Source organism: Micromonospora sp. NBC_01638 (assembly GCF_045209745.1).
Taxonomy (GTDB): domain Bacteria; phylum Actinomycetota; class Actinomycetes; order Mycobacteriales; family Micromonosporaceae; genus Micromonospora.
On sequence record NZ_CP109273.1, the window covers coordinates 5,570,168 to 5,587,646 of the forward strand.

Genomic DNA, 17,479 nt, shown 5'->3' on the forward strand with positions numbered 1-17,479 from the left:
GCTGCGGACCGGTGAACCTCGACACGCGGGACCCGGTGGTGCAGAACCTCGGCGTCCTGGAAACCGCCGCGCTGTTGCGGGAGTTGACCGCCGGCCTGATCGCGCTGACCGATTTCGATGAGGCGCTGCTGGCGCTGGTCCGGGTCACCCGGGACGCGGTGGCCGGGGTGCGCTGGTGTGGGTTCACCGCCCTGCGCGCTGGCGAACCGGCCGGGGTGGCCGCCTCCGACGAACGGCTGGCCGGTCTGGACGACCTGCGGCACGGGCCGGACTCGCCGGCGATGAGCGCGATCCGACGCCGCGAGATGATCCTCGCCGTTGATTTGGCCGGTGAGCCTCGCTGGCCGGCCTGGACGGTGCGCGCCCGCGATCTTGGCGTACGCGGGGTGATCTCCGCGCCGGTGGACATCGACGACCAGGTGATCGGCGCGATCAACCTCTACGCCGCTTCGCCGGACCTGCTGACCCCGCAACACCAGTTGACCGCGATGCTGCTCGCCGAACACGCCGGGCTGCTGCTGGCCGCCGTCCGTGACCGTAGGCGGCAACTCGCGCTCGCCAGTGAGCGGGACGCCTCGCTGCTGCACGACGGGGTGGTAGGCCAGGCCGTCGGCGTGATCATGACCCAGCGTGGGTGCCCGCCGGCCGAGGCACTCGAGGTGCTGCGTACCGCCGCGACGTCGTTGGACATTCCGCTACGCGAGGTGGCCGAGCGGTTGGTCCGGACGGTCTCCCGCTCCCGCGACACCTGACCACCCCGCGCCCCCTGTCCGTGCGGTGGCCCTGTCCGTGCGGCGCGCCCGTCCGTGCGGCGCGCCCGTCCGTGCGGTGCGCCCGTCCGTGCGGTGCGCCCGTCCGTGCGGTGCGCCTGCGGTGATCGACTCGCGTTCCTTGAAGGCGGGGTGTCGGGGCTTCTTGGGCGCGGTTTCCTGAAACGCGAGTTGATCAGGGCGTGTGGTGTCCGTCAACACCGTTGCGTTTAGCGTTCAGTTGCTGGGCCAAGGAGGCACGGTGAACTCCCGACACCCAGGTCCGCCACTCCAGCGCGCCCCGCCGCGTCGATCTTGCAGTTTCGGTCGCCGAGATGCGTGGAATGCCCCGTAAGTCGAGGCAGAAAGTGCAAGATCGCGAGAACGGGGCAGCCCGGCCCCGTCGATCATGGAGTTGTGGTGCCTGGTCTTGGCCTCATAACGGTGTCGCCCATCAACTCCATGATCGACGAGGCGGTACGGGTTGACGAACAGCCGCTCCGCCCTAACGCAACGGCGTTGTGGTGTCCGTTCGTCCGGTCAACGGCGAGTCGGGCGGCATCGTTTCGCCCCGACCGACCCCGGGTAGCACTCTGGTCAGGTGAGCTGCGCCGACCCGGGGGAGGACCGATGCAGAGCCGGCTGCGGGTGCAGGGACACCCGATCCAACCGATGCTGGTGACGTTCCCGCTCGGGCTCTTCGTCAGCGCCACCGTCTTCGACCTCACCGACGTCGTCGGCGGGCCCGCGTTCCTCGGCGAGGGCGGCTACTGGACGGGCATCGCCGCGCTCGTCGCCGCCGCGCTGACCGCCGTAGCCGGCATGGTCGACCTGTGGGACGTGCCCGGCGACCGCACCCGCCGTACCGCCGTCGCCTTCAACCTGGCGAACGCGGTGATGGCCGCCATGTTCCTGCTCACCTGCCTGGTCCGGTCACACTCCCCGCAGCGCGGCGCGTCGGTCGCGATCCTGGTCACCGAGCTGGTCGCGCTGGCCGCCGGCGGAGTCGGCGTGCACCTGGGCGCCCGGCTGATGCGTCAGTTCGACAGCGGCCGGGCCGAGGCCGGTGGCCTGGACGCGCTCGCCGGCTCCACCGGCGAGATCGCCCGCCCCTGACCCGAACTGCCACCCCGACTGCTCGACCTGCGAGCCGGTCTGCTCGACCTGCGAGCCGGTCTGCTCGACGCACGAGCCGGTCTGCTCGACGCACGAGCCGGTCTGCTCGACGCACGAGCCGGTCTGCTCGACGCACGAGCCGGGCCTGCTCGACGCCCGAGCCCGGCGCCCGGCCGGCCGGCTTTGTGCGCGGGGTCGGCATCGGTGCTGCTGGTCGGTCTACCCTCCGCGGATGACCTCATCTCTGGGCACTCTCCCGAAGATCGGCGCGCCCGCGACCCGGGCCCTGCACGGCGCCGGCTACACGGCGCTGCGGCAGCTCGCCGGCGTCCCCCGGGCGGACCTGGCCAAGCTGCACGGCATGGGACCGAAGGCGCTCGGAATCCTCCAGGCCGCCCTCGAAGAACACCAGCTCGGCCTCGGCTGAATCCATCGCTCACGCCCCGCTGGGCGGCGGCAAATGGGTTGCCGGTCGGGTGACCGGACGCGAGGCTGACCGCCATGACCGCTGAGCGTGACGCCGAGGAGTTGATCGCGGAGGCTGTCGCCGCACCCGTGGATGGTTGGGGTTTCGGCTGGCTGGCTGGCCGGGCCACCGAGGAGCGTCCACCCTGGGGGTACGCCCGGCTCGTCGCCGACCGGATGGCGCACGCCGACGCGGCGCTGGACGTGGACACCGGCGGCGGGGAGGTGCTCGCCGATGTGCCGCGTCCGCCGAAGCTGCTGACGGCGACCGAGGCGTGGCCGCCGAACGTCGAGGTCGCCCGACGGACCCTGCGTCGGGTCGGCGCGTCGGTGGTGGCGGTCGCACCGGACGGGCCGCTGCCGTTCCGCGACGCCTCGTTCGACCTGGTGGTCAGTCGGCATCCGGTGCGTACCGACTGGGTTCAGACGGCGCGGGTGCTGCGGCCGGGCGGGACGTTCCTGTCGCAGCAGATCGGGGCGGGCACCATGCGAAAGTTGAGTGAGGCGATCCTCGGGCCGCTGCCGCCGCCGAGCCAGCGGCACCCCGAGCAGGCGGCCGCCGAGGCCGAAGCCGCTGGCCTGCGGGTGATCGACCTGTGTCGGGCCACCCTGCGGGCGACCTTCTCCGACATCGGCGCGGTGGTCTGGTTCCTGCGCAAGGTGATCTGGACGGTGCCCGGGTTCACGGTCGACCGCTACCGCGCGCCACTGCGCGACCTCCACCACCGCATCACCGTCGAGGGCCCCTTCGTCGCCCACGCCCAACGCTTCCTGATCGAAGCCACCCGCCCCTGACGGACAACCGCCCCTGACGGACATCCGCCCGCGTCGATCTCGCACCTTCGGTGCCCGCAAAAAACCGTCTACCCGGGCAGTTCGACCACCGAAACCGCAAGATCGGCGGGGGTGGGGTCAGTGGGGGTGGGTTTGGCGGTGGGTTGCCAGGACGTCGGCGCCGAAGTCGCTGGCGGGGCGGCGCAGCACGGTGTGCGCATGGTTGCCGTCCGCGCTGGTGTTGTCGTACTCGATCAGCAGGTCGTCGCCCTGCACCCGGTAGTAGTGCCGCCGCCCGGGGTGGGTCGGGCCGGCCCAGGCGAAGTGCAGCGGGCCGGCGTCCAGTCGAGCGGCCTCCCAGATGGCCAGCTCGGGCGGCAGCCGGTCCAGGTAGAGCGCGACCACCTGGTCGAGCAACGCGCGGCCGGTCGGCCCCAGCCGGTCGGCCGGCACGCCGAGCGGCTCCAGCGGCGCGTCGACCCGCCCACGGGTGGCGCTGATGATGTCCGCCGGCGCCTCGTCGGCGATGATCGCGGCGGCCCGCTCGGCCGGGCCCAGCGCGTCGAGCAGGGCCCGGGCCAGGTCCTCCTCGACGCCGAGTGGGCGGGAAACCGGGCGGCCGGCGTACCGGACCGCAGCCGGGTTGGCGCCGAAGAAGATCGGCGCGGGGGAGACCTGGCCATCCACCACGGTCATGTTCACCGACAGGTGGTGTCCTTCGATCCGCCACGCCCAGCGGTCGTCGCGCGCCGGGTCGCCGAACACGGCCACCCGGTAGTCACCGCTGTGTCGCCCGCGCTGCCAGCCCTCGGCCCGGTCCAGCACCTCCTCCAGCGAGATGATCGCCATTGCCTGTGCGTACGCCGAAGGGCTGAGCGCGGTGGCCAGCAGCCGGTGCGCGGCCTTGCGACCGGCGACGTCCAACTCGGCGAGGCTGACGCCGGGTCGGGGTCGGGGCCGGTACTCCAGCCAACGCCGGGTCGCCTCGTCGTCGAACGGGTGCACGGCGCTCTCGCGGGCGGCGGGGTCGAGCGCGGCCAGCAGCGTGGTGCCGGCGGCGCGCATCTGCTCGGGCAGGGGATCTTCCACCGAACCTGTATACCGGCACGTCCGCGCCGGTGTCAGCCGGAGTGAGGTTGACCGGCAGGCCGGCGTCGAGCTCGCGTCCCAACAGGTGGAATTACCTACTAAACCTATAGACTTTGCCGTCTAGAGTACGAGGGCACCCCGCCGAACGACCCGCGAGGAACCGCCATGACCCATGACCGCCCGGAGCCCGACCTGCTCACCGTCGCCGCTCGGTGGGCCGACCCGGCCGGCTGGCCGGTCGCGCTGCGCTTCGATCCCGTCGAGCGTTGGTATGCCCGCCTCGCCGTCGGCGACGACCACGAGGTGTGGGCGCTGAGCTGGCTGCCCGGGCAGGGCACCGACCTGCACGACCACGGTGGCTCCTCCGGAGCGTTCCGAGTCGTCAGCGGCGCGCTCACCGAGGAGACGGTCAGCGCCGGCCGGCTCCGCCCCCGACTGCTGTCCGCCGGCACCGGTCGCCGCTTCGGCCCCCGACACGTGCACCAGGTGACCAACCAGGGTCCGGCACCGGCGGTCAGCGTGCACGTCTACCGGCCGGCGCTGCTGCGGATGACCCGCTACCAGCTCCTGAACGGGCGACTGCGGGTCGCCGAGGTCGCCGAAGCCGGACGGTCCTGGTGAGCACGGCGAGCCACGATCCAGCTCCTGTCACCGGAAGGAACCGAGAATGCAGGTAACCGCCGAGCGCCGTCCAGCCCCTGTGCCGCCGCCGGGCTCCCGGGGCATCGACGAGATCCTGGCCGCCGCGCGTGCCCGGCTCGACCGGTTGGACCCGGAGCGGGCGCACCTGGCGTACCGGGCCGGAGCGCTGCTGGTCGACATCCGCCCGGCCGCGCAGCGGGCCGCGCACGGCGTGGTGCCGGGCTCGCTCGTGGTCGAACGCAACGTGTTGGAGTGGCGCTTCGATCCACGCTGTCCGGCCCGACTGCCGCAGGCGGTCGACTACGACGTACCGGTGGTGATCCTCTGTCAGGAGGGCTACACCTCGTCGCTGGCCGCAGCCGCCCTGCAGGACGTCGGCCTGCACCGGGCCACCGATGTGGCCGGCGGCTTCGCGGCCTGGCGGATCGCCGGCCTGCCGGCCCTCGGCCCGACCCCGCTGCACCGCACCTCCCCCCTCGCGTCCCCGGTCAACGCCGGGTGGGCGCGCCACTGACCGTCACGCCCTACCGGGCGTGGCGGTCGTACCGCCACTCAGGAGGCACCATGTCCGTCGTCGCCATCCCCACGCGCCGCCACCCGGGGCCGCGCCCGGCCCGTCCCCGCACCGGCCCGACCCTGACCATCACGCTCGACCTCGCCCCCGGGCCGCTGAGCCCCCGGCTGGCGCGGCTGGTGCAGTTGCTCGGCGAGCTGGCCGAGTCGGGGGAGGGTCAGCTGCGTACCGTCGAGGACGCCGCGCCGGGGCCGCGACCGGTCCCGAGCCCCGCCGCCGGCGAGGCGTCCGCCGACGCCGACCAGGTCCACATCCTGGCCGGCTCGCGGATGGTCCGCCGGGGCGACCGGGTCGTCCCGCTGACCCGCATCGAGTACGAGCTGCTGCTGTTCCTGGCCGAGCGGCCACGTCGGGTCTTCACGCGTCTCCAGTTGCTGTCCAGCGTCTGGGGGTACGAGCACGCGGTGGCCCGGACCGTGGACGTGCACGTCCGTCGGCTGCGCGCCAAGTTGGACGGATCGGAGTTGGTGACCACCGTCTACGGGGTCGGTTACCGGCTGGCTGACGAGGCCCGGATCAGCGTGGACCACAGCCGCTGAGCCCTGCTCCGACCGTCTGGGTGAACCGGGCGGGGACCCCCGTATCGGGGCATCTCGGTGACTCTGCTGTAATCATCAGGCTTCGTACGCAGAGCGAGCATCTGGCTCCGATGAGTTCGTCAATTGTCACATTCATGCAACGCAGCCGCCTCTTGACCCTCGCCCAGGCGCCGGGAAACATCGATGAAGCGGCGTCCCGGGCCGTGGGGAAGATACCCGGACCAGCCCAAGGAGGACCATGTCGGTCAGCCCTGCCTCGTCGCGCGCCGGATGGCATACGTCCCAGCCCGCGGTGCCCGGTCGACCTCCCGGCGGCCAACGTCGCCCGGCGAACACCGCTGCGCCCGTGCTCACCGTGACGCTGTCCATCCCGCTGGCCTGTGAGGAGTCGCTGACGCCAGCGGCACGTCGGCTGCTCGATGCCGCCCGCGAGATGCTGGAGCGGGGCGAAGGCGTGATCATCGGGTCGGTCCCGGCCGAACGCCGCCCCGACCAGGCGCCCGCCAACCGGGCGCCGGCTCGGGCGCTCAGCCCGACCATCCCCGCACTGCACATCCTCGCCTCGTCTCGCTCGGTGCTGCGCGACGAGGACCCGCTGCCGCTGACCCGGTTGGAATTCGACCTGCTGCTGCACCTGGTCGCCCATCCGCGCCGGGTGTTCACCCGGCTGCAACTGCTCAACGCCGTCTGGGGCTACGAGCACGCCGGCGTACGCACCGTCGACGTGCACGTGCGTCGGCTGCGGGGCAAGGTCGGCGTGGACGTACCTCTGGTCACCACCGTCTACGGCGTGGGTTACCGGTTGGCCGACGATGCCCGGGTCACCATCGACCGCACCAGCTGACCGGCGTCACCGACCCCACCCGGCGCGGGGCAGGATGGTTCGGTGCGCATCCGCCCCATCTCGCCCGACCTGCTCGTCACGGAGCTGACCGGCCGGCTGGCCGACACGGCGACCCGCGCCGCGACCGCCGCCGCACGGCTGCGGGTGGCGGTGGACGGCGCTCCCGCCGCCGGCGCCAACGAGCTGGCTGCCGCGCTCGTCGACCCGTTGCGTGCCCGGGGCCGACCGGTGCTGCACGTCCGCGCCACCGACTTCCTCCGCCCCGCGTCGCTGCGCTTCGAGGTGGGCCGCACCAACCCGGACTCCTTCTACGAGGGCTGGGTCGACGAGGCCGGGCTGCGTCGGGAGGTGCTCGACCCGGCCGGCCCGGGCGGCAGCGGGCGGCTACTGCCCTCGCTCTGGGACGCCGACGCCGACCGGGCCAGCCGCGCCCGTTACGTCGACCTGCCACCCGGGGGCGTCGTCCTGGTCAGCGGCCCGCTGCTGCTCGGTGGCGGCCTGCCCTTCGACGTCACCATCCACCTTCAGCTGTCGTCGGCGGCGCTACGTCGGCGTACCGAACCGGCCCAGGAGTGGGCGCTGCCGGCCTTCGACCGGTACGCCGAGGAGGTCGCCCCGGCGAGCTTCGCCGACGTGGTGGTGCGGGCCGACGACCCCCGCCACCCCGCGCTGGTGGAGCCCGACGGCGACGCCTGACAGCCGTCGGAAAGTCGCCGGTTTGTTCGGCCGATCCGGCGGGTACTCGCCCGGCTCACAGAGCGCGGGTGATCGTCCGCGCACCGCAGCGACCGTGACCGGGGCCTGACGCCGCCGGCACCCGGTTCACCTTGAGCCCACCGGCTCAGGAAGGCAGGCAGTGATGCTCGTCCACGACACGGTCGGTACGACCCGTTCCCAGACGGAGATCGACCAGATTCGGCGCTCCCTGGAGGCACGTTACGACGAGCTGACCGCGGAGTACGACCAGGCCGTGCTGCAGAGCCAGGTGCTGCGGCTGGTGGAGGTCGGTGACACCGCCGGCGACGACCAGGCCGACAGCGGCACCAAGACGGCCGAGCGGGACACCGCCCAGTCCCTGTTGCGCACCATCCTCGACCGCCGCGCCCAGTACGAGCGCGCGCTCGGCCGGCTCGAGGAGGGCACCTACGGCTGGTGCGAGGGCTGCTCGGCGGCGATCCCGGTGGAGCGGCTGGAAATCTTCCCGTCCGCCACCACCTGCGTGACCTGCAAGCAGAACCGCGAGCGGCGGGCGGCCTGAGCGAACGCCACCTACTGTTCCCCGCCCGCTGAGGCGACCGCGCACTACCACTACTCCAAACGGGAGCTGGCCGACTGGGCACCGACGCTCCGGGAGCTGGCCGACGAGGCCGGCCAGCCCCACGTACTGATGAACAATTGTTACCGCGACTACGCGCAGACCAACGCGCAGCACCTGACGGCGCTGCTGGGCGGGGACAGCTGGGGGCGGGCTGGTTCGGTTGGCTCGGGTCGGCATGCTCACCCGATTGGGGTGGGGCCGACTCACCCACTCCGCCGGCAGGGTGAAGACGGTGGGTACGGCCGCCCGGCGCGGCCGACGCCCGGAGACGACACGGAGGTGACGGGGATGACGGTTCGACTGGTGACGGATCGACGGCGCGGTGCCGTCCTGCACGTGGTCGGCACGGCCGACAACGCCCGGCGCGCCCCTCAGGGCAGCCCGGTGCGGGCCCGCCGTGGCCCGGTGGGGCCGCCACGCCGCGCCGACGACCGACGGTGGGACAGCACGGAACGGGGGTCGACCGATGGCTGACACGATGATCTCAGCGTTCGAGTCCTCGCTGGACAAGACGAACCTCATTCTCAAGGACATCGAGAACGCCTACGGCTGGCCGAAGGAGCAGCGCAACCAGTCGTACGCGGCCCTGCGCACGGTGCTGCACCTGCTGCGCGACCGGCTGCCGGTCAACGAGAGTGTCGAGTTCGCCCAGCAGTTGCCGGTGCTGGTCCGGGGGATCTACTTCGACGGCTGGGTTCCGTCCGACGTGCCGATCAAGCTCAACCGGGACGACTTCCTCTACGAGGTCCGTCAGGGCTTCCCGTACGACGCGGAGGGCGGCCCGGAGCGGGTGACGCAGGTGGTGCTGGACACCCTGCGCCGACACGTCACCCAGGGCGAGTGGCAGGACGTGAAGGACACCATGCCCAAGGATCTCGCCACGATGATGCCGTGACGGCCTGAAGACCTGAGCCCGCCCGACGACCCGTTGGGCGGGCTCAGCCGTTGTGGATAGAAGCCCACCACCACGAGTGAACCGTCCGTGTCGCCCCGGTTCGACGTCTACGGTGAGGGTTAGAGAAGATCGCGCGCGGGGTACCACCCGCAGCACGACGAACCCCGGCGTACGGCGGGGCGGCACACCCGAGGGAGTTCCAATGGCACTCAACGATGACGATATGCAGACCACGGGCGGCGGCGGCGCGGAAGGCCCGGCCGACGGTGGCGCGACCCCCGGTCAGCAGGACGGTGGCGCCGATGGCGGCGCCGAAGGCCCGGCTGACGGCGGTGCCACCCCGGGTCAGCAGGACGGTGGCGCTGACGGCGGCGCGGAGGGTCCCGCCGATGGCGGTGCCACCCCGGGTCAGCAGGACGGTGGCGCTGACGGCGGCGCGGAGGGTCCCGCCGATGGCGGTGCCACCCCGGGTCAGCAGGACGGTGGCGCTGACGGCGGCGCCCGGTAGCGACACACCATGATGCACCTCGACCCGCCGGGCGGCCACGGTCGCCCGGCGGTTCCGTCCGCACACGCCGCCGTAGGGCTGGCCCGCTGCGTCTCGGTCGAACCCGCCAAGTTCGCCGCCGCGCACTGGGGACACACCCCGCTGCTGTCCCGCGCTGCCGAGCTGCCCGACCCGTCCGGCTTCACCGACCTGCTCAGCCCCGCCGACGCCGACGAGCTGCTGAGCCGGCGCGGTCTGCGTACCCCGTTCCTGCGCGTCGCCAAGGACGGCCAGTTGGTCGCGGCGGCGCGCTGGACCGGCGGTGGCGGCGCGGGAGCCGAGATCGGCGACCAGGTTCTCGACGAGCGGATCCTGGAGCAGTATGCCTCCGGCGCCACGCTGGTGCTGCAGGGTCTGCACCGGATCTGGCCGCCGCTTGTCGACTTCGCCCGCGACCTGGGGCTCGCGCTCAACCAGCCGCTGCAGATCAACGCCTACCTCACCCCGGCGGGCAGCCAGGGATTCGCCACCCACTACGACACCCACGACGTGTTCGTGCTCCAGGTCGACGGCCGCAAGCACTGGCGGATCCACCCGCCGGTGCTGCCCGATCCGTTGGAGAAGCAGCCGTGGGGTGGCCGCGCCGACGAGGTCGGTGCCACCGCGCAGGGCGCCGCCGCGCTGGACGTGGTGCTCGCCCCCGGCGACGCCCTCTATCTGCCCCGGGGGTGGCTGCACAGCGCGCAGGCGCAGGACGCCAGCTCGTTGCACCTGACCGTCGGCATCCGTGCGCTCACCCGATATGCCCTGGTCGAGGAACTGCTCGCGCTGGCAGCCGAGGACCAGCGTCTACGGGCCACCCTGCCGTTCGGCACCGACGTCGCCGATCCGGACGCCATCGAGCCGGAGCTGACCGAGACGGTGGAGGCGCTGCGGGACTGGCTGCTGCGCGCCGACCCGGGCGCGGTCGCCGCGCGGCTGCGGCAGCGTGCCTGGCCGGCGGCCCGCCCGGCGCCGATCCGACCACTCGCCCAGGCCGACGCGCTGGCCACCCTGGACGCCGACTCCCGGGTCACTTTGCGGCCCGGCCTGCGCTGGCAGTTGGTGCCGCACGATCCGGAGACGGTGGCGGTGCGGCTCTTCGACCGCACCATCACCCTGCCGGTGAGCTGCGAGCCGGCCGTCCGCGCCCTGCTCACCGGCACCGTCACCCGGGTTGGTGACCTGCCCGGCCTGCCCGACGACGCCGACCGGGTCACCCTGGCCCGTCGGCTGCTCCGCGAGGCCGTACTGGTACCGGCCTGAGCTACCGCGCGAGTGTGGTCAGCATTTCTCGCAGCCAGGCGATCTCCGTGCGGCTGGTGGCGGTGGCGATGCGAAAGAGCCCTCGGCGGAAGGGGTCGTGGGGAAAGTCGTCAGCGCGCAGCGGTCGGTTGCCGTCCCAGAAGAAGCTCGCTGGCTGGGTGAGGAAATCGAGCCGGCGGTGCAGGACGGCCGCTTGAGCTGCCGGGTCGTCGAGATGTTGCAGGAAGGCCAGCAGCGTGAACCAGCGGTTCTCGTCGGTGATGAAGAGCTCGTCGGGTGTGCGGAGCTGACGCAGCAACTCCGCCTGTCCGGCCGGGCTCAGGATCAGCACGTGCCGTGGTGCCGCCACCTGGCCAGCCTGCACGTCCCGACGGAGCAGGCCCGCGCGTTCCATCCGCTTGATCGTCGGGTACAGCGTCCCGTCCGCGATCGGCCGGACGTGGCCGGTAAGCGCCGCCACCCGTTTGCGTAGCTCGTATCCGTGCAGCGGGGCGTCGGCCAGGAAGCCCAATATCGCGAACTCCAACACCGTGCTAACTTACCTCGGCAACGGAATACCTCGAACACGAGGTATCAGTCAGGAGGTACGTGATGCGTGGCGCCCAGGTCCGACCAGATGGCACGACGATCCGTTGGGTGGAACTTCCCGGCGCCGAACCCACTCGGGTCTACCTGCACGGGCTCGGCTCCTCCTCACCGGCGTACTACGCGGCGGTGGCCACCAACCCCGCCCTCGCCGGACGGCGCAGCATGCTGATGGATCTGCTCGGGCACGGCATCAGCGACCGGCCGGCCGACGCCTCGTACACACTCGAGGAGCACGCCGACCTCGCCGCTACCGCGCTCACAGCAGCCGGGGTCAGGGCCGCAGAGGTGATCGCCCACAGCATGGGCGGCGCCGTCGCCATCGTCCTGGCCGCCCGCCATCCGCACCTTGTTTCCGCACTGGTTCTCGTCGACGCCACCCTCGACCCGCAGCCTCCGGGCGTCGGCATCGGAGCCCGCTACACCGAGGAGCAGTTCGTACACGGCGACGGCCGATCCGAGACGCTCACCCAAGTCGGCGCAGCCTGGGCGGCGACGATGCGGCTCGCTGGTCCGGAGGCGCTCTACCGCACGGCGGTACACCTCGGCCGTGGCAGCACCCCCGCCATCCGTGAGCTGCTGCTCGAGCTGCCCGTGCCGCGCACCTACCTCCACCCTGCCGACAACGAACCGATCGGTGCGCGCGCCCTGACCGACGCCGGCGTGCGGCTGGTCGCCGTGCCAGACAGCGGCCACAACATCATGCTGGACAACCCCGACGGCTTTGTCGCGGCCACCGTCGCGGCATTGCCGGCGTAGCGCACGCTCCGGATCCCCGATCACGGTCGGGCTTGCATCGTCGGCGGGGTGGCTGACCGACCACCTGACCGGCTCTTGTACCGCTCAGGTGATCAGCGGCCGAGGACCAGCAGCAGCACGGTGGTCAGCAGACCGGCACCGATCACCACGGTGATCGGGCGGGGCCCGAGCACCGCGTGTCGGCGGTCGGCCAGCACCCGGGCCGGCACCAGACCGACCAGCGGCCCGAGCAGCGTCACCACCAGCGCCAGCACCGGTAGTCCGACCGCCAGGTCGCCGCCGTACCCGACGCCGAGCGCGCGGGCACCGGCGCCCAGCGCGTACGCCAGCACACCGCCGGCCACCCCGCAGAGCGCCAGCAGCGGGTTGACCGAGCCCGGCAACTCGCCCGGCTGCCCGGCCCGGTCGAGCAGGTCCCGGGCCCTGGCGAGCAGCAGCACCGGGTCGGTGGCCCCGCTGCCGTTCGCCGGGGCGGGTGGGCCGCCGAGCCGGCGGGCGCCGAGGCGCGTGCGCACCTGCTGCCACAGGTGGGCCACCTCCGCATCGACCCGTTCCTGCTGCTCACGGGCGGCGACGAGCTCCTCCTCGGCGCTCTGGAGCTGCTCGGCCGCGTCGGCGACCGCCCGCTCGGCGGCAGCGCACTGCCGCTCGTGCCAGGTGTGCGCCTCAGCATGCTGCTCCCGCACCCGGGCGGTCAACTCGGCCAGCCGCCGCAGCTGCGCCGCGTACGACTCGCTGGTCACCGGTTCATTCATCGCGACGGTCCATACGGGATGATCACCTGTCCGGTGCGGTGGACTGCCCGGTCGAAGAAGAGTCCCCGCCACGGGCGGGGATACCAGTCCGGGCCGCCGGTGCCCGGGTAGAGCGAGGCGCCCAACTCGCCGCCATGCGCGTCCAGGGCCACCCAGGCGCCGATCTGGTCGGTGCGGGCGGCCGGCCCACCCAGGTCGGCGCGCATCCGAGCCACTCCCCGCCACCAGGCCAGCACGTGCGTCCGCCGTTCCGGCCCGTCGTGCAGGATCCGGCGCAGCTGCTCCAGACCGGTACGTCGGCCCGCGCGGGCGGCCAGCGCGCCGGCTGCCGCGTCGACCGCGAACAGCAGCAGGTAGTGCGGGGTCCCCGGCCCGGTCAGCCCGTCGGCCGTCTCGGCCATCAGCTCGCCCACGGTCTCCTCGTCGTACCAGGCGGCGTCGTCGGCCAGGTCGTCGTAGAGGGCGCGGGCCATCGGGTCGGCGTCCGGGTCGAGGCAGGCGATGGAGAACCTCGCGGTGCCCGGCGGGTGCTGGCGTGCCAGCGACCGGGCCGCCGCGTCCAGCACCGCGCACGCCTCGTCCACCCGCGTGCCGAGCACCGCGAGGTTGCGCCCCGGGGCACGCGGCAGCCGCAGCGCCGCCGATCGGGACTGCACGTCGATGATCTCGCCGAGCAGGGCCACCGGGTTACGCGGCACGGTCCCGTCCGAGGGCACGGCGAGCGCCCGGAAATCCGGGGCGTCGGCCAACCGGGGGATCGCGTCGCCGTCGAAGAGCCGGGCCGGTGCCGCGTCGGCCGGGCGCATCCGCCACAGCCGGTGCTGCAACCCGCTCCACGTCTCCCAGTCGCTGGCCGACGGGATCCGGGCCACCTCGTTGCCCTCCACCATGCCCGACTCGGCGTTGACCACCGCGTGCCAGCGGGGCAGCGACTGCGCCGCGTCGTTGCGCTCGGCGAGGATCCGTAGCGCCTTGGGCAGCGCGATGCGCAGGGTGAACTGGGCGACCAGCGCGGGGCGGCCCCACAGCGCCTCGATGCCCCGCACGTCCTGGGAGGCGAGCACCAGGTGGATGCCCTGGGACCGGCCGCGCCGGGCCAGATCCTCCAGCAGGTCGGCCGCCTCCCGGGCGACCACGTCCCGACCGGCCAGCAGCATCTGGAACTCGTCGACCACCGCGACGATCCGTGGCCAGTGCCCGGTCGGGTCGACCGCCCGCAGCTCGGCCAGCTTGGTCACCTCGTGCTTCTTGGCCGCGTCGGCGCGTCGGCGCAGCTCCTCGGCGAGGAAGCGCAGCAGCGCCAGCCCGAACTCGCGGTCGGTGTTGACGTTGATGCCGACCAGACGCATGTGCGGCAGCCAGCTCGGGTCACGCCGGCCCTGCGCGAACCGCGCGAAGGACACGCCCTCCTTGAAATCCAGCAGGTAGAACTCCAGCTCGGCGGGGGAGTAGCGGGCCGCCAGCGCGCCGATCCAGGCGAAGATCAGGTTGGTCTTGCCGGTGCCGGACGGCCCGCCGATCAGCGCGTGCGGTGGATAGTCGCCCAGCGTCAGCCGCACCGGCCGGCCCTGCGGGCCCTCACCGATCGGCGCGGTCAGCCCGTCGGCGGAATCCTCCCGCCACATCAGCTCCGGCGGGGGCAGCAGGTCGGCGAACGGGGTCGGCGGTGGGCCCGCGTTCACCCGGGCGGCGATCTCCCGGCAGGTCTCGGTGACCAGCGTCGCCGGTGGCGACGGGTCCAGCCGGACCGCCAGCCCGGCCGACCCGCCGATCCGCGCGCCGGACGCCCCGGCCACCACCCGGGTGACCGTCGGATCCTGCGGCAACGGCAGACCGTGGACCACCAGGTGCACCCCGCAGGCCGCGCCGGCCCGCGCCACCCGTTCCAGCTGCCCGCGTTCGTGCCGGTTCAGCTCGTCACCACCGAGCAGCACCGCCACCCGCCACGGCTCGGGTCGTCGGCCGGTCGCCGTCGCCAGTTCACGCAGCGAGGCGTACTCGCCGGCGAGCACCGTCTCGTTGATCCGGCGGATCTGCTCCACCAGGTCGTCCAAGAGCGGACCCAGCCCACCGGGGCCAACGAAGGTGAGCAGCCCCGCCGTGCCCAGCGGGGCGAACCCGGCCAGGCCGCCGCCGAGCTGATCCGGGTCGTACCCGATCAGCCGTACCGCCCCCGGGTCGGCGCGGCCGACGGCGCGCAGCAGCAACGCGGACACCACCGCGTCGCAGCCGGCGCGATCGTCCCCGGCGAGATGTACGTGCCCGGCGTCGAGCAGCGGCACCAGCGCGGGTACCGGGTCGACGCCGTCGATCCGGACCGTGCCGACCCGCAGCGCGCCGGGCGACTCCGCCCGGCGGGCGGGCGTCGGTGCCCAGCCCGCCCAGTCGGCCCCGGCGCAACCCGGCGCCTCCTGACGGGCGGCGTCGGCGGCCCGCCGGGCCAGCTCGGCGATCCGGGCGGAGTAGCGGGCGTCGATGTCGGCGACGCGGCGGTCCCGCTGGGCGCCCACCCGCTCCGGCACGGCGGACGCCGCCCGCTGGACCCGGGCCAGCCGTTCCCGCCCGGCGGTCAGTTCGGCCTGGGCGGCGGACAAGCGGGTACGGGTGACGCCCAACGCCTCGGCGAGGGCGTCCCGGATCCGGCCGGCCAGCTGACCGCGCCGGTCAGCCATCGGAGCCCCGACGAGTCGGCGCGTCCCGCCAGGGGCTGCCCGAACGCGGCGGCAGCCCGCCGGAGCGCTGCCCACCGGCGTCCCCCGGCCGCTGAACCGCACCGCCGGGTCGTGGACCCATGCCGGTCGCCCGGCCCGCGTCCGCCGGCTGGCCCGCTCGCGCCGGTTGCCCCGCTCCTGTCGGTTGCCCTGCGCCCGTCGCTCGGCCCCCGCCCGTCGGTTGTCCGGCCCCGCCCGAGGGCAGGTCCCGGCCGAGCCGGGCGAGCAGCAGCCCGGTCGCGACGCCGGCTGTCACCGCGGAGTCGGCGGCGTGCGGCGGCTCCCCGGAGGCGCGCGGCGGCGGCATCCGGCACACCCGGGTCAGCAGCGTCTCCAGCACCGGCGGCGGCAGCCCGGGAAGCAGGTCACGGACGCGCCCGCCCAACTCCCCGCGCAGCCGGCCGAGGTCGGTGGCGCGGGGAGGATGCCCCAGCAGCTCACCGGCCAGCTCGCGCAGCAGCGGTGGCGCCAGCGCCGCCATGCCCAGCCCCACGTCGGCCGGGGCGCGGCGCAGTTCGGTACGCAGTCGGTCCCGGTCCCCGGCGCGCACCCCGTGCACGACGCGGCGCAGCAGCTCCTGGGAGTCGTCCAACCGCTCGTCGGGTTTGTCGCCGCCGCCGCCGTCGCGCCCGCCGGTCAGCTCCGCCACCCGCACCGACCACCAGCGGCGCAGCCGGACCTGCTCGGCCGACTCCGGTGCCACGGCCCTCGGCGCGGCCGACGGCGGTGTGTCGTGCCGGGGTTCACGCGGTTGCGGGCGGGGCGCCGCAGCGCCGTCCGCGGCGAGCCCGATCGCCGCCAGGTACGCCGACAGTTGTTCCTGCGCCACCCGCAGCGCGTAGCCGGCGCTCTCGGCGTGCTCGGTGGCGGCGGACAACTCGGGCACCCCCATCGGGTTGGCCGACTCCTGCCGTACCCAGCGCAGTCGCTCCGCGGCCAGGCCGAACTTCTCCAGCGCCTGCCCGAGCAGGGCCACCGGGAACTCCTCGGTGGCGGCACGGACCTGCCCGCCGACGTCCTCGATGATGGACATGGCGGCCTACAGGGTGGCGACGTAGAGCTGCGCCTGCTCCACCGCGACAAGTGTCGCGGCGAGACACTCCTCCAGCTCCTGGCTGGCCTGGGTCAGCGACGCCTGGGCCGCCTCCACCGTCTCGTGCCCGCTGCCCTCCAGCGCGCCGGCCAGGGTCTGCTGCGCCTCGGCCAGTTTCTCGCCGGCCGCCTGCACGGCTGTCTGCCCGTCCCCGATCTGTTGGAGGGCGACATCGATGGCAGCCTTCAGCTCGGCGACGCTCGCCACGGCGGAACCTCCTGGGGGCGGGGAGATCTCCATTAGAGCCTATCGGCGGTCACGAAAGAACATCCGCCCTGTCGGTGTTCCTGTCCGCCTGTCCGGTAAACCCCCGGAAGTGCCGGGAGTCCGTTCTGTGGGAGTCCCAGTGCGAGAACTTCTCAGTTGTTGGTGGGGGTCTCGCGGAGCCAGCGCGGACCGTACACCTCCGCGCCCAGCGCGGTGACGCGGCCCCGCAACTCCCGGTCGGCGGTGACCACCAGCCGGCGGCGACGCGGCGCCCCCTCCACCAGCTCGACCACCGTGTCGTCGCCGGAACCCGCGGCGGAGACCACCCGGACGCCCTCGGTGCCCGGCACGTCCCGCGCGGCCCCCTCGACCACCAGCACCACTTCCACCGGGGCAGGCAGTCGCGCGGGCAGCCCGACGGTCGCCACCGGCGCCAGGGAGTCGCGCAACCGGGCTGCGGCGCCGGCGCGGTCACGCCACCACCCGTTCGGGCGAGAGCCCACCACGTTGGCGCCATCCACGATCAGCAGCGGGGTGTCATCCATTCCGCCAGCCTGCCACCAACGGGCGGC

General features: G+C 73.5%; 22 protein-coding genes and 1 pseudogene. 16 read left to right on the forward strand and 7 right to left on the reverse strand.

What is annotated here, in order from left to right; translation table 11 throughout:
- Window positions 1-11: 11 nt before the first annotated feature.
- The 4 genes from OG811_RS25975 (at window position 12) to OG811_RS25990 (ending at window position 3,125) form a co-directional block, all read left to right on the forward strand.
- Entirely contained in the window at window positions 12-752 is a 741-nt protein-coding gene (locus OG811_RS25975; protein ID WP_406069450.1) for a GAF and ANTAR domain-containing protein, read from the forward strand.
- Window positions 753-1,379: 627 nt separating this feature from the next.
- On the forward strand, window positions 1,380-1,865 hold the full coding sequence (locus OG811_RS25980; RefSeq protein ID WP_406069452.1) for a DUF2231 domain-containing protein: 486 nt from the start codon (window positions 1,380-1,382) through the stop codon (window positions 1,863-1,865).
- Window positions 1,866-2,097: 232 nt separating this feature from the next.
- Window positions 2,098-2,292 (forward strand): DNA-binding protein, encoded by a 195-nt coding sequence (locus OG811_RS25985; RefSeq protein ID WP_406069453.1) that lies wholly within the window; start codon window positions 2,098-2,100, stop codon window positions 2,290-2,292.
- Window positions 2,293-2,366: 74 nt separating this feature from the next.
- Window positions 2,367-3,125, forward strand: coding sequence for a class I SAM-dependent methyltransferase (locus OG811_RS25990; RefSeq protein ID WP_406069455.1), 759 nt, complete (start codon window positions 2,367-2,369; stop codon window positions 3,123-3,125).
- Window positions 3,126-3,242: 117 nt separating this feature from the next.
- Here the strand turns inward: OG811_RS25990 and OG811_RS25995 are convergent, their stop codons facing one another.
- Window positions 3,243-4,193 (reverse strand): DUF3500 domain-containing protein, encoded by a 951-nt coding sequence (locus OG811_RS25995; protein WP_406069456.1) that lies wholly within the window; start codon window positions 4,191-4,193, stop codon window positions 3,243-3,245.
- Between the two features lie 165 nt (window positions 4,194-4,358).
- On the opposite strand from OG811_RS25995, the gene OG811_RS26000 reads away from it, so the two are divergent.
- The 11 genes and pseudogenes from OG811_RS26000 to OG811_RS26050 all read left to right on the forward strand — a co-directional run bounded on the left by OG811_RS26000 (window position 4,359) and on the right by OG811_RS26050 (window position 10,797).
- Window positions 4,359-4,814 carry a cysteine dioxygenase gene (locus OG811_RS26000; RefSeq protein ID WP_406069458.1) on the forward strand — a complete coding sequence of 152 codons (456 nt, stop codon included), beginning with the start codon at window positions 4,359-4,361 and terminating at the stop codon, window positions 4,812-4,814.
- 46 nt (window positions 4,815-4,860) lie between these two features.
- A complete protein-coding gene (locus tag OG811_RS26005; protein ID WP_406069460.1) occupies window positions 4,861-5,349 on the forward strand; it encodes a rhodanese-like domain-containing protein in 489 nt (162 codons plus the stop codon).
- Window positions 5,350-5,399: 50 nt separating this feature from the next.
- Entirely contained in the window at window positions 5,400-5,948 is a 549-nt protein-coding gene (locus tag OG811_RS26010; RefSeq protein ID WP_406069461.1) for a winged helix-turn-helix domain-containing protein, read from the forward strand.
- Window positions 5,949-6,186: 238 nt separating this feature from the next.
- Window positions 6,187-6,792, forward strand: coding sequence for a winged helix-turn-helix domain-containing protein (locus OG811_RS26015; RefSeq protein ID WP_406069463.1), 606 nt, complete (start codon window positions 6,187-6,189; stop codon window positions 6,790-6,792).
- 42 nt (window positions 6,793-6,834) lie between these two features.
- Entirely contained in the window at window positions 6,835-7,488 is a 654-nt protein-coding gene (locus OG811_RS26020) for a uridine kinase (RefSeq protein WP_406069464.1), read from the forward strand.
- Window positions 7,489-7,651: 163 nt separating this feature from the next.
- Window positions 7,652-8,050 carry a TraR/DksA family transcriptional regulator gene (locus tag OG811_RS26025; RefSeq protein WP_406069465.1) on the forward strand — a complete coding sequence of 133 codons (399 nt, stop codon included), beginning with the start codon at window positions 7,652-7,654 and terminating at the stop codon, window positions 8,048-8,050.
- Between the two features lie 45 nt (window positions 8,051-8,095).
- A pseudogene (locus tag OG811_RS26030) lies at window positions 8,096-8,239 on the forward strand (DUF72 domain-containing protein); the annotation flags it as partial.
- 159 nt (window positions 8,240-8,398) lie between these two features.
- Window positions 8,399-8,584 (forward strand): hypothetical protein, encoded by a 186-nt coding sequence (locus OG811_RS26035; RefSeq protein WP_238659534.1) that lies wholly within the window; start codon window positions 8,399-8,401, stop codon window positions 8,582-8,584.
- Window positions 8,577-9,005 carry a DUF2267 domain-containing protein gene (locus tag OG811_RS26040; protein ID WP_406069466.1) on the forward strand — a complete coding sequence of 143 codons (429 nt, stop codon included), beginning with the start codon at window positions 8,577-8,579 and terminating at the stop codon, window positions 9,003-9,005. The genes OG811_RS26035 and OG811_RS26040 overlap by 8 nt, the downstream gene beginning before the upstream one ends.
- A 202-nt stretch (window positions 9,006-9,207) precedes the next feature.
- Complete coding sequence (locus OG811_RS26045; RefSeq protein ID WP_406069468.1) at window positions 9,208-9,513, forward strand: hypothetical protein; 306 nt, start codon at window positions 9,208-9,210, stop codon at window positions 9,511-9,513.
- Between the two features lie 9 nt (window positions 9,514-9,522).
- On the forward strand, window positions 9,523-10,797 hold the full coding sequence (locus tag OG811_RS26050) for a cupin domain-containing protein (protein WP_406069469.1): 1,275 nt from the start codon (window positions 9,523-9,525) through the stop codon (window positions 10,795-10,797).
- A gap of 1 nt (window position 10,798) precedes the next feature.
- On the opposite strand, the gene OG811_RS26055 is transcribed toward OG811_RS26050, so the two are convergent.
- Window positions 10,799-11,326 (reverse strand): PadR family transcriptional regulator, encoded by a 528-nt coding sequence (locus OG811_RS26055; RefSeq protein ID WP_406069470.1) that lies wholly within the window; start codon window positions 11,324-11,326, stop codon window positions 10,799-10,801.
- 107 nt (window positions 11,327-11,433) lie between these two features.
- Between OG811_RS26055 and OG811_RS26060 the strand changes: the two genes are divergently transcribed.
- A complete protein-coding gene (locus OG811_RS26060) occupies window positions 11,434-12,141 on the forward strand; it encodes an alpha/beta fold hydrolase (RefSeq protein ID WP_406069472.1) in 708 nt (235 codons plus the stop codon).
- Window positions 12,142-12,233: 92 nt separating this feature from the next.
- Here OG811_RS26060 and OG811_RS26065 read toward each other — a convergent pair whose 3' ends face one another.
- The 5 genes from OG811_RS26065 to OG811_RS26085 form a co-directional block, all read right to left on the reverse strand.
- A complete protein-coding gene (locus tag OG811_RS26065) occupies window positions 12,234-12,896 on the reverse strand; it encodes a hypothetical protein (RefSeq protein ID WP_406069474.1) in 663 nt (220 codons plus the stop codon).
- Window positions 12,893-15,568: an FtsK/SpoIIIE domain-containing protein gene (locus tag OG811_RS26070; RefSeq protein WP_406069475.1), complete on the reverse strand. Its 2,676-nt coding sequence runs from the start codon at window positions 15,566-15,568 to the stop codon at window positions 12,893-12,895. Before OG811_RS26070 ends, OG811_RS26065 begins: the two co-directional genes overlap by 4 nt.
- On the reverse strand, window positions 15,561-16,640 hold the full coding sequence (locus OG811_RS26075) for a hypothetical protein (RefSeq protein ID WP_406069476.1): 1,080 nt from the start codon (window positions 16,638-16,640) through the stop codon (window positions 15,561-15,563). The genes OG811_RS26070 and OG811_RS26075 overlap by 8 nt, the downstream gene beginning before the upstream one ends.
- Window positions 16,641-16,646: 6 nt before the next feature.
- On the reverse strand, window positions 16,647-16,907 hold the full coding sequence (locus OG811_RS26080; RefSeq protein ID WP_030504016.1) for a hypothetical protein: 261 nt from the start codon (window positions 16,905-16,907) through the stop codon (window positions 16,647-16,649).
- Between the two features lie 152 nt (window positions 16,908-17,059).
- Window positions 17,060-17,452: a hypothetical protein gene (locus OG811_RS26085; protein ID WP_406069478.1), complete on the reverse strand. Its 393-nt coding sequence runs from the start codon at window positions 17,450-17,452 to the stop codon at window positions 17,060-17,062.
- Window positions 17,453-17,479 lie beyond the last annotated feature (27 nt).

Bases quoted from the DNA above. Each gene is read 5' to 3' on its own strand.
- OG811_RS25980 (WP_406069452.1), top strand. From the start codon at position 1,380: ATGCAGAGCCGGCTGCGGGTGCAGGGACACCCGATCCAACCGATGCTG.
- OG811_RS25985 (WP_406069453.1), top strand. From the start codon at position 2,098: ATGACCTCATCTCTGGGCACTCTCCCGAAGATCGGCGCGCCCGCGACC.
- OG811_RS25990 (WP_406069455.1), top strand. From the start codon at position 2,367: ATGACCGCTGAGCGTGACGCCGAGGAGTTGATCGCGGAGGCTGTCGCC.
- OG811_RS26000 (WP_406069458.1), top strand. From the start codon at position 4,359: ATGACCCATGACCGCCCGGAGCCCGACCTGCTCACCGTCGCCGCTCGG.
- OG811_RS26005 (WP_406069460.1), top strand. From the start codon at position 4,861: ATGCAGGTAACCGCCGAGCGCCGTCCAGCCCCTGTGCCGCCGCCGGGC.
- OG811_RS26010 (WP_406069461.1), top strand. From the start codon at position 5,400: ATGTCCGTCGTCGCCATCCCCACGCGCCGCCACCCGGGGCCGCGCCCG.
- OG811_RS26015 (WP_406069463.1), top strand. From the start codon at position 6,187: ATGTCGGTCAGCCCTGCCTCGTCGCGCGCCGGATGGCATACGTCCCAG.
- OG811_RS26025 (WP_406069465.1), top strand. From the start codon at position 7,652: ATGCTCGTCCACGACACGGTCGGTACGACCCGTTCCCAGACGGAGATC.
- OG811_RS26035 (WP_238659534.1), top strand. From the start codon at position 8,399: ATGACGGTTCGACTGGTGACGGATCGACGGCGCGGTGCCGTCCTGCAC.
- OG811_RS26040 (WP_406069466.1), top strand. From the start codon at position 8,577: ATGGCTGACACGATGATCTCAGCGTTCGAGTCCTCGCTGGACAAGACG.
- OG811_RS26045 (WP_406069468.1), top strand. From the start codon at position 9,208: ATGGCACTCAACGATGACGATATGCAGACCACGGGCGGCGGCGGCGCG.
- OG811_RS26050 (WP_406069469.1), top strand. From the start codon at position 9,523: ATGATGCACCTCGACCCGCCGGGCGGCCACGGTCGCCCGGCGGTTCCG.
- OG811_RS26065 (WP_406069474.1), bottom strand. From the start codon at position 12,896: ATGAATGAACCGGTGACCAGCGAGTCGTACGCGGCGCAGCTGCGGCGG.
- OG811_RS26070 (WP_406069475.1), bottom strand. From the start codon at position 15,568: ATGGCTGACCGGCGCGGTCAGCTGGCCGGCCGGATCCGGGACGCCCTC.
- OG811_RS26075 (WP_406069476.1), bottom strand. From the start codon at position 16,640: ATGTCCATCATCGAGGACGTCGGCGGGCAGGTCCGTGCCGCCACCGAG.
- OG811_RS26085 (WP_406069478.1), bottom strand. From the start codon at position 17,452: ATGGATGACACCCCGCTGCTGATCGTGGATGGCGCCAACGTGGTGGGC.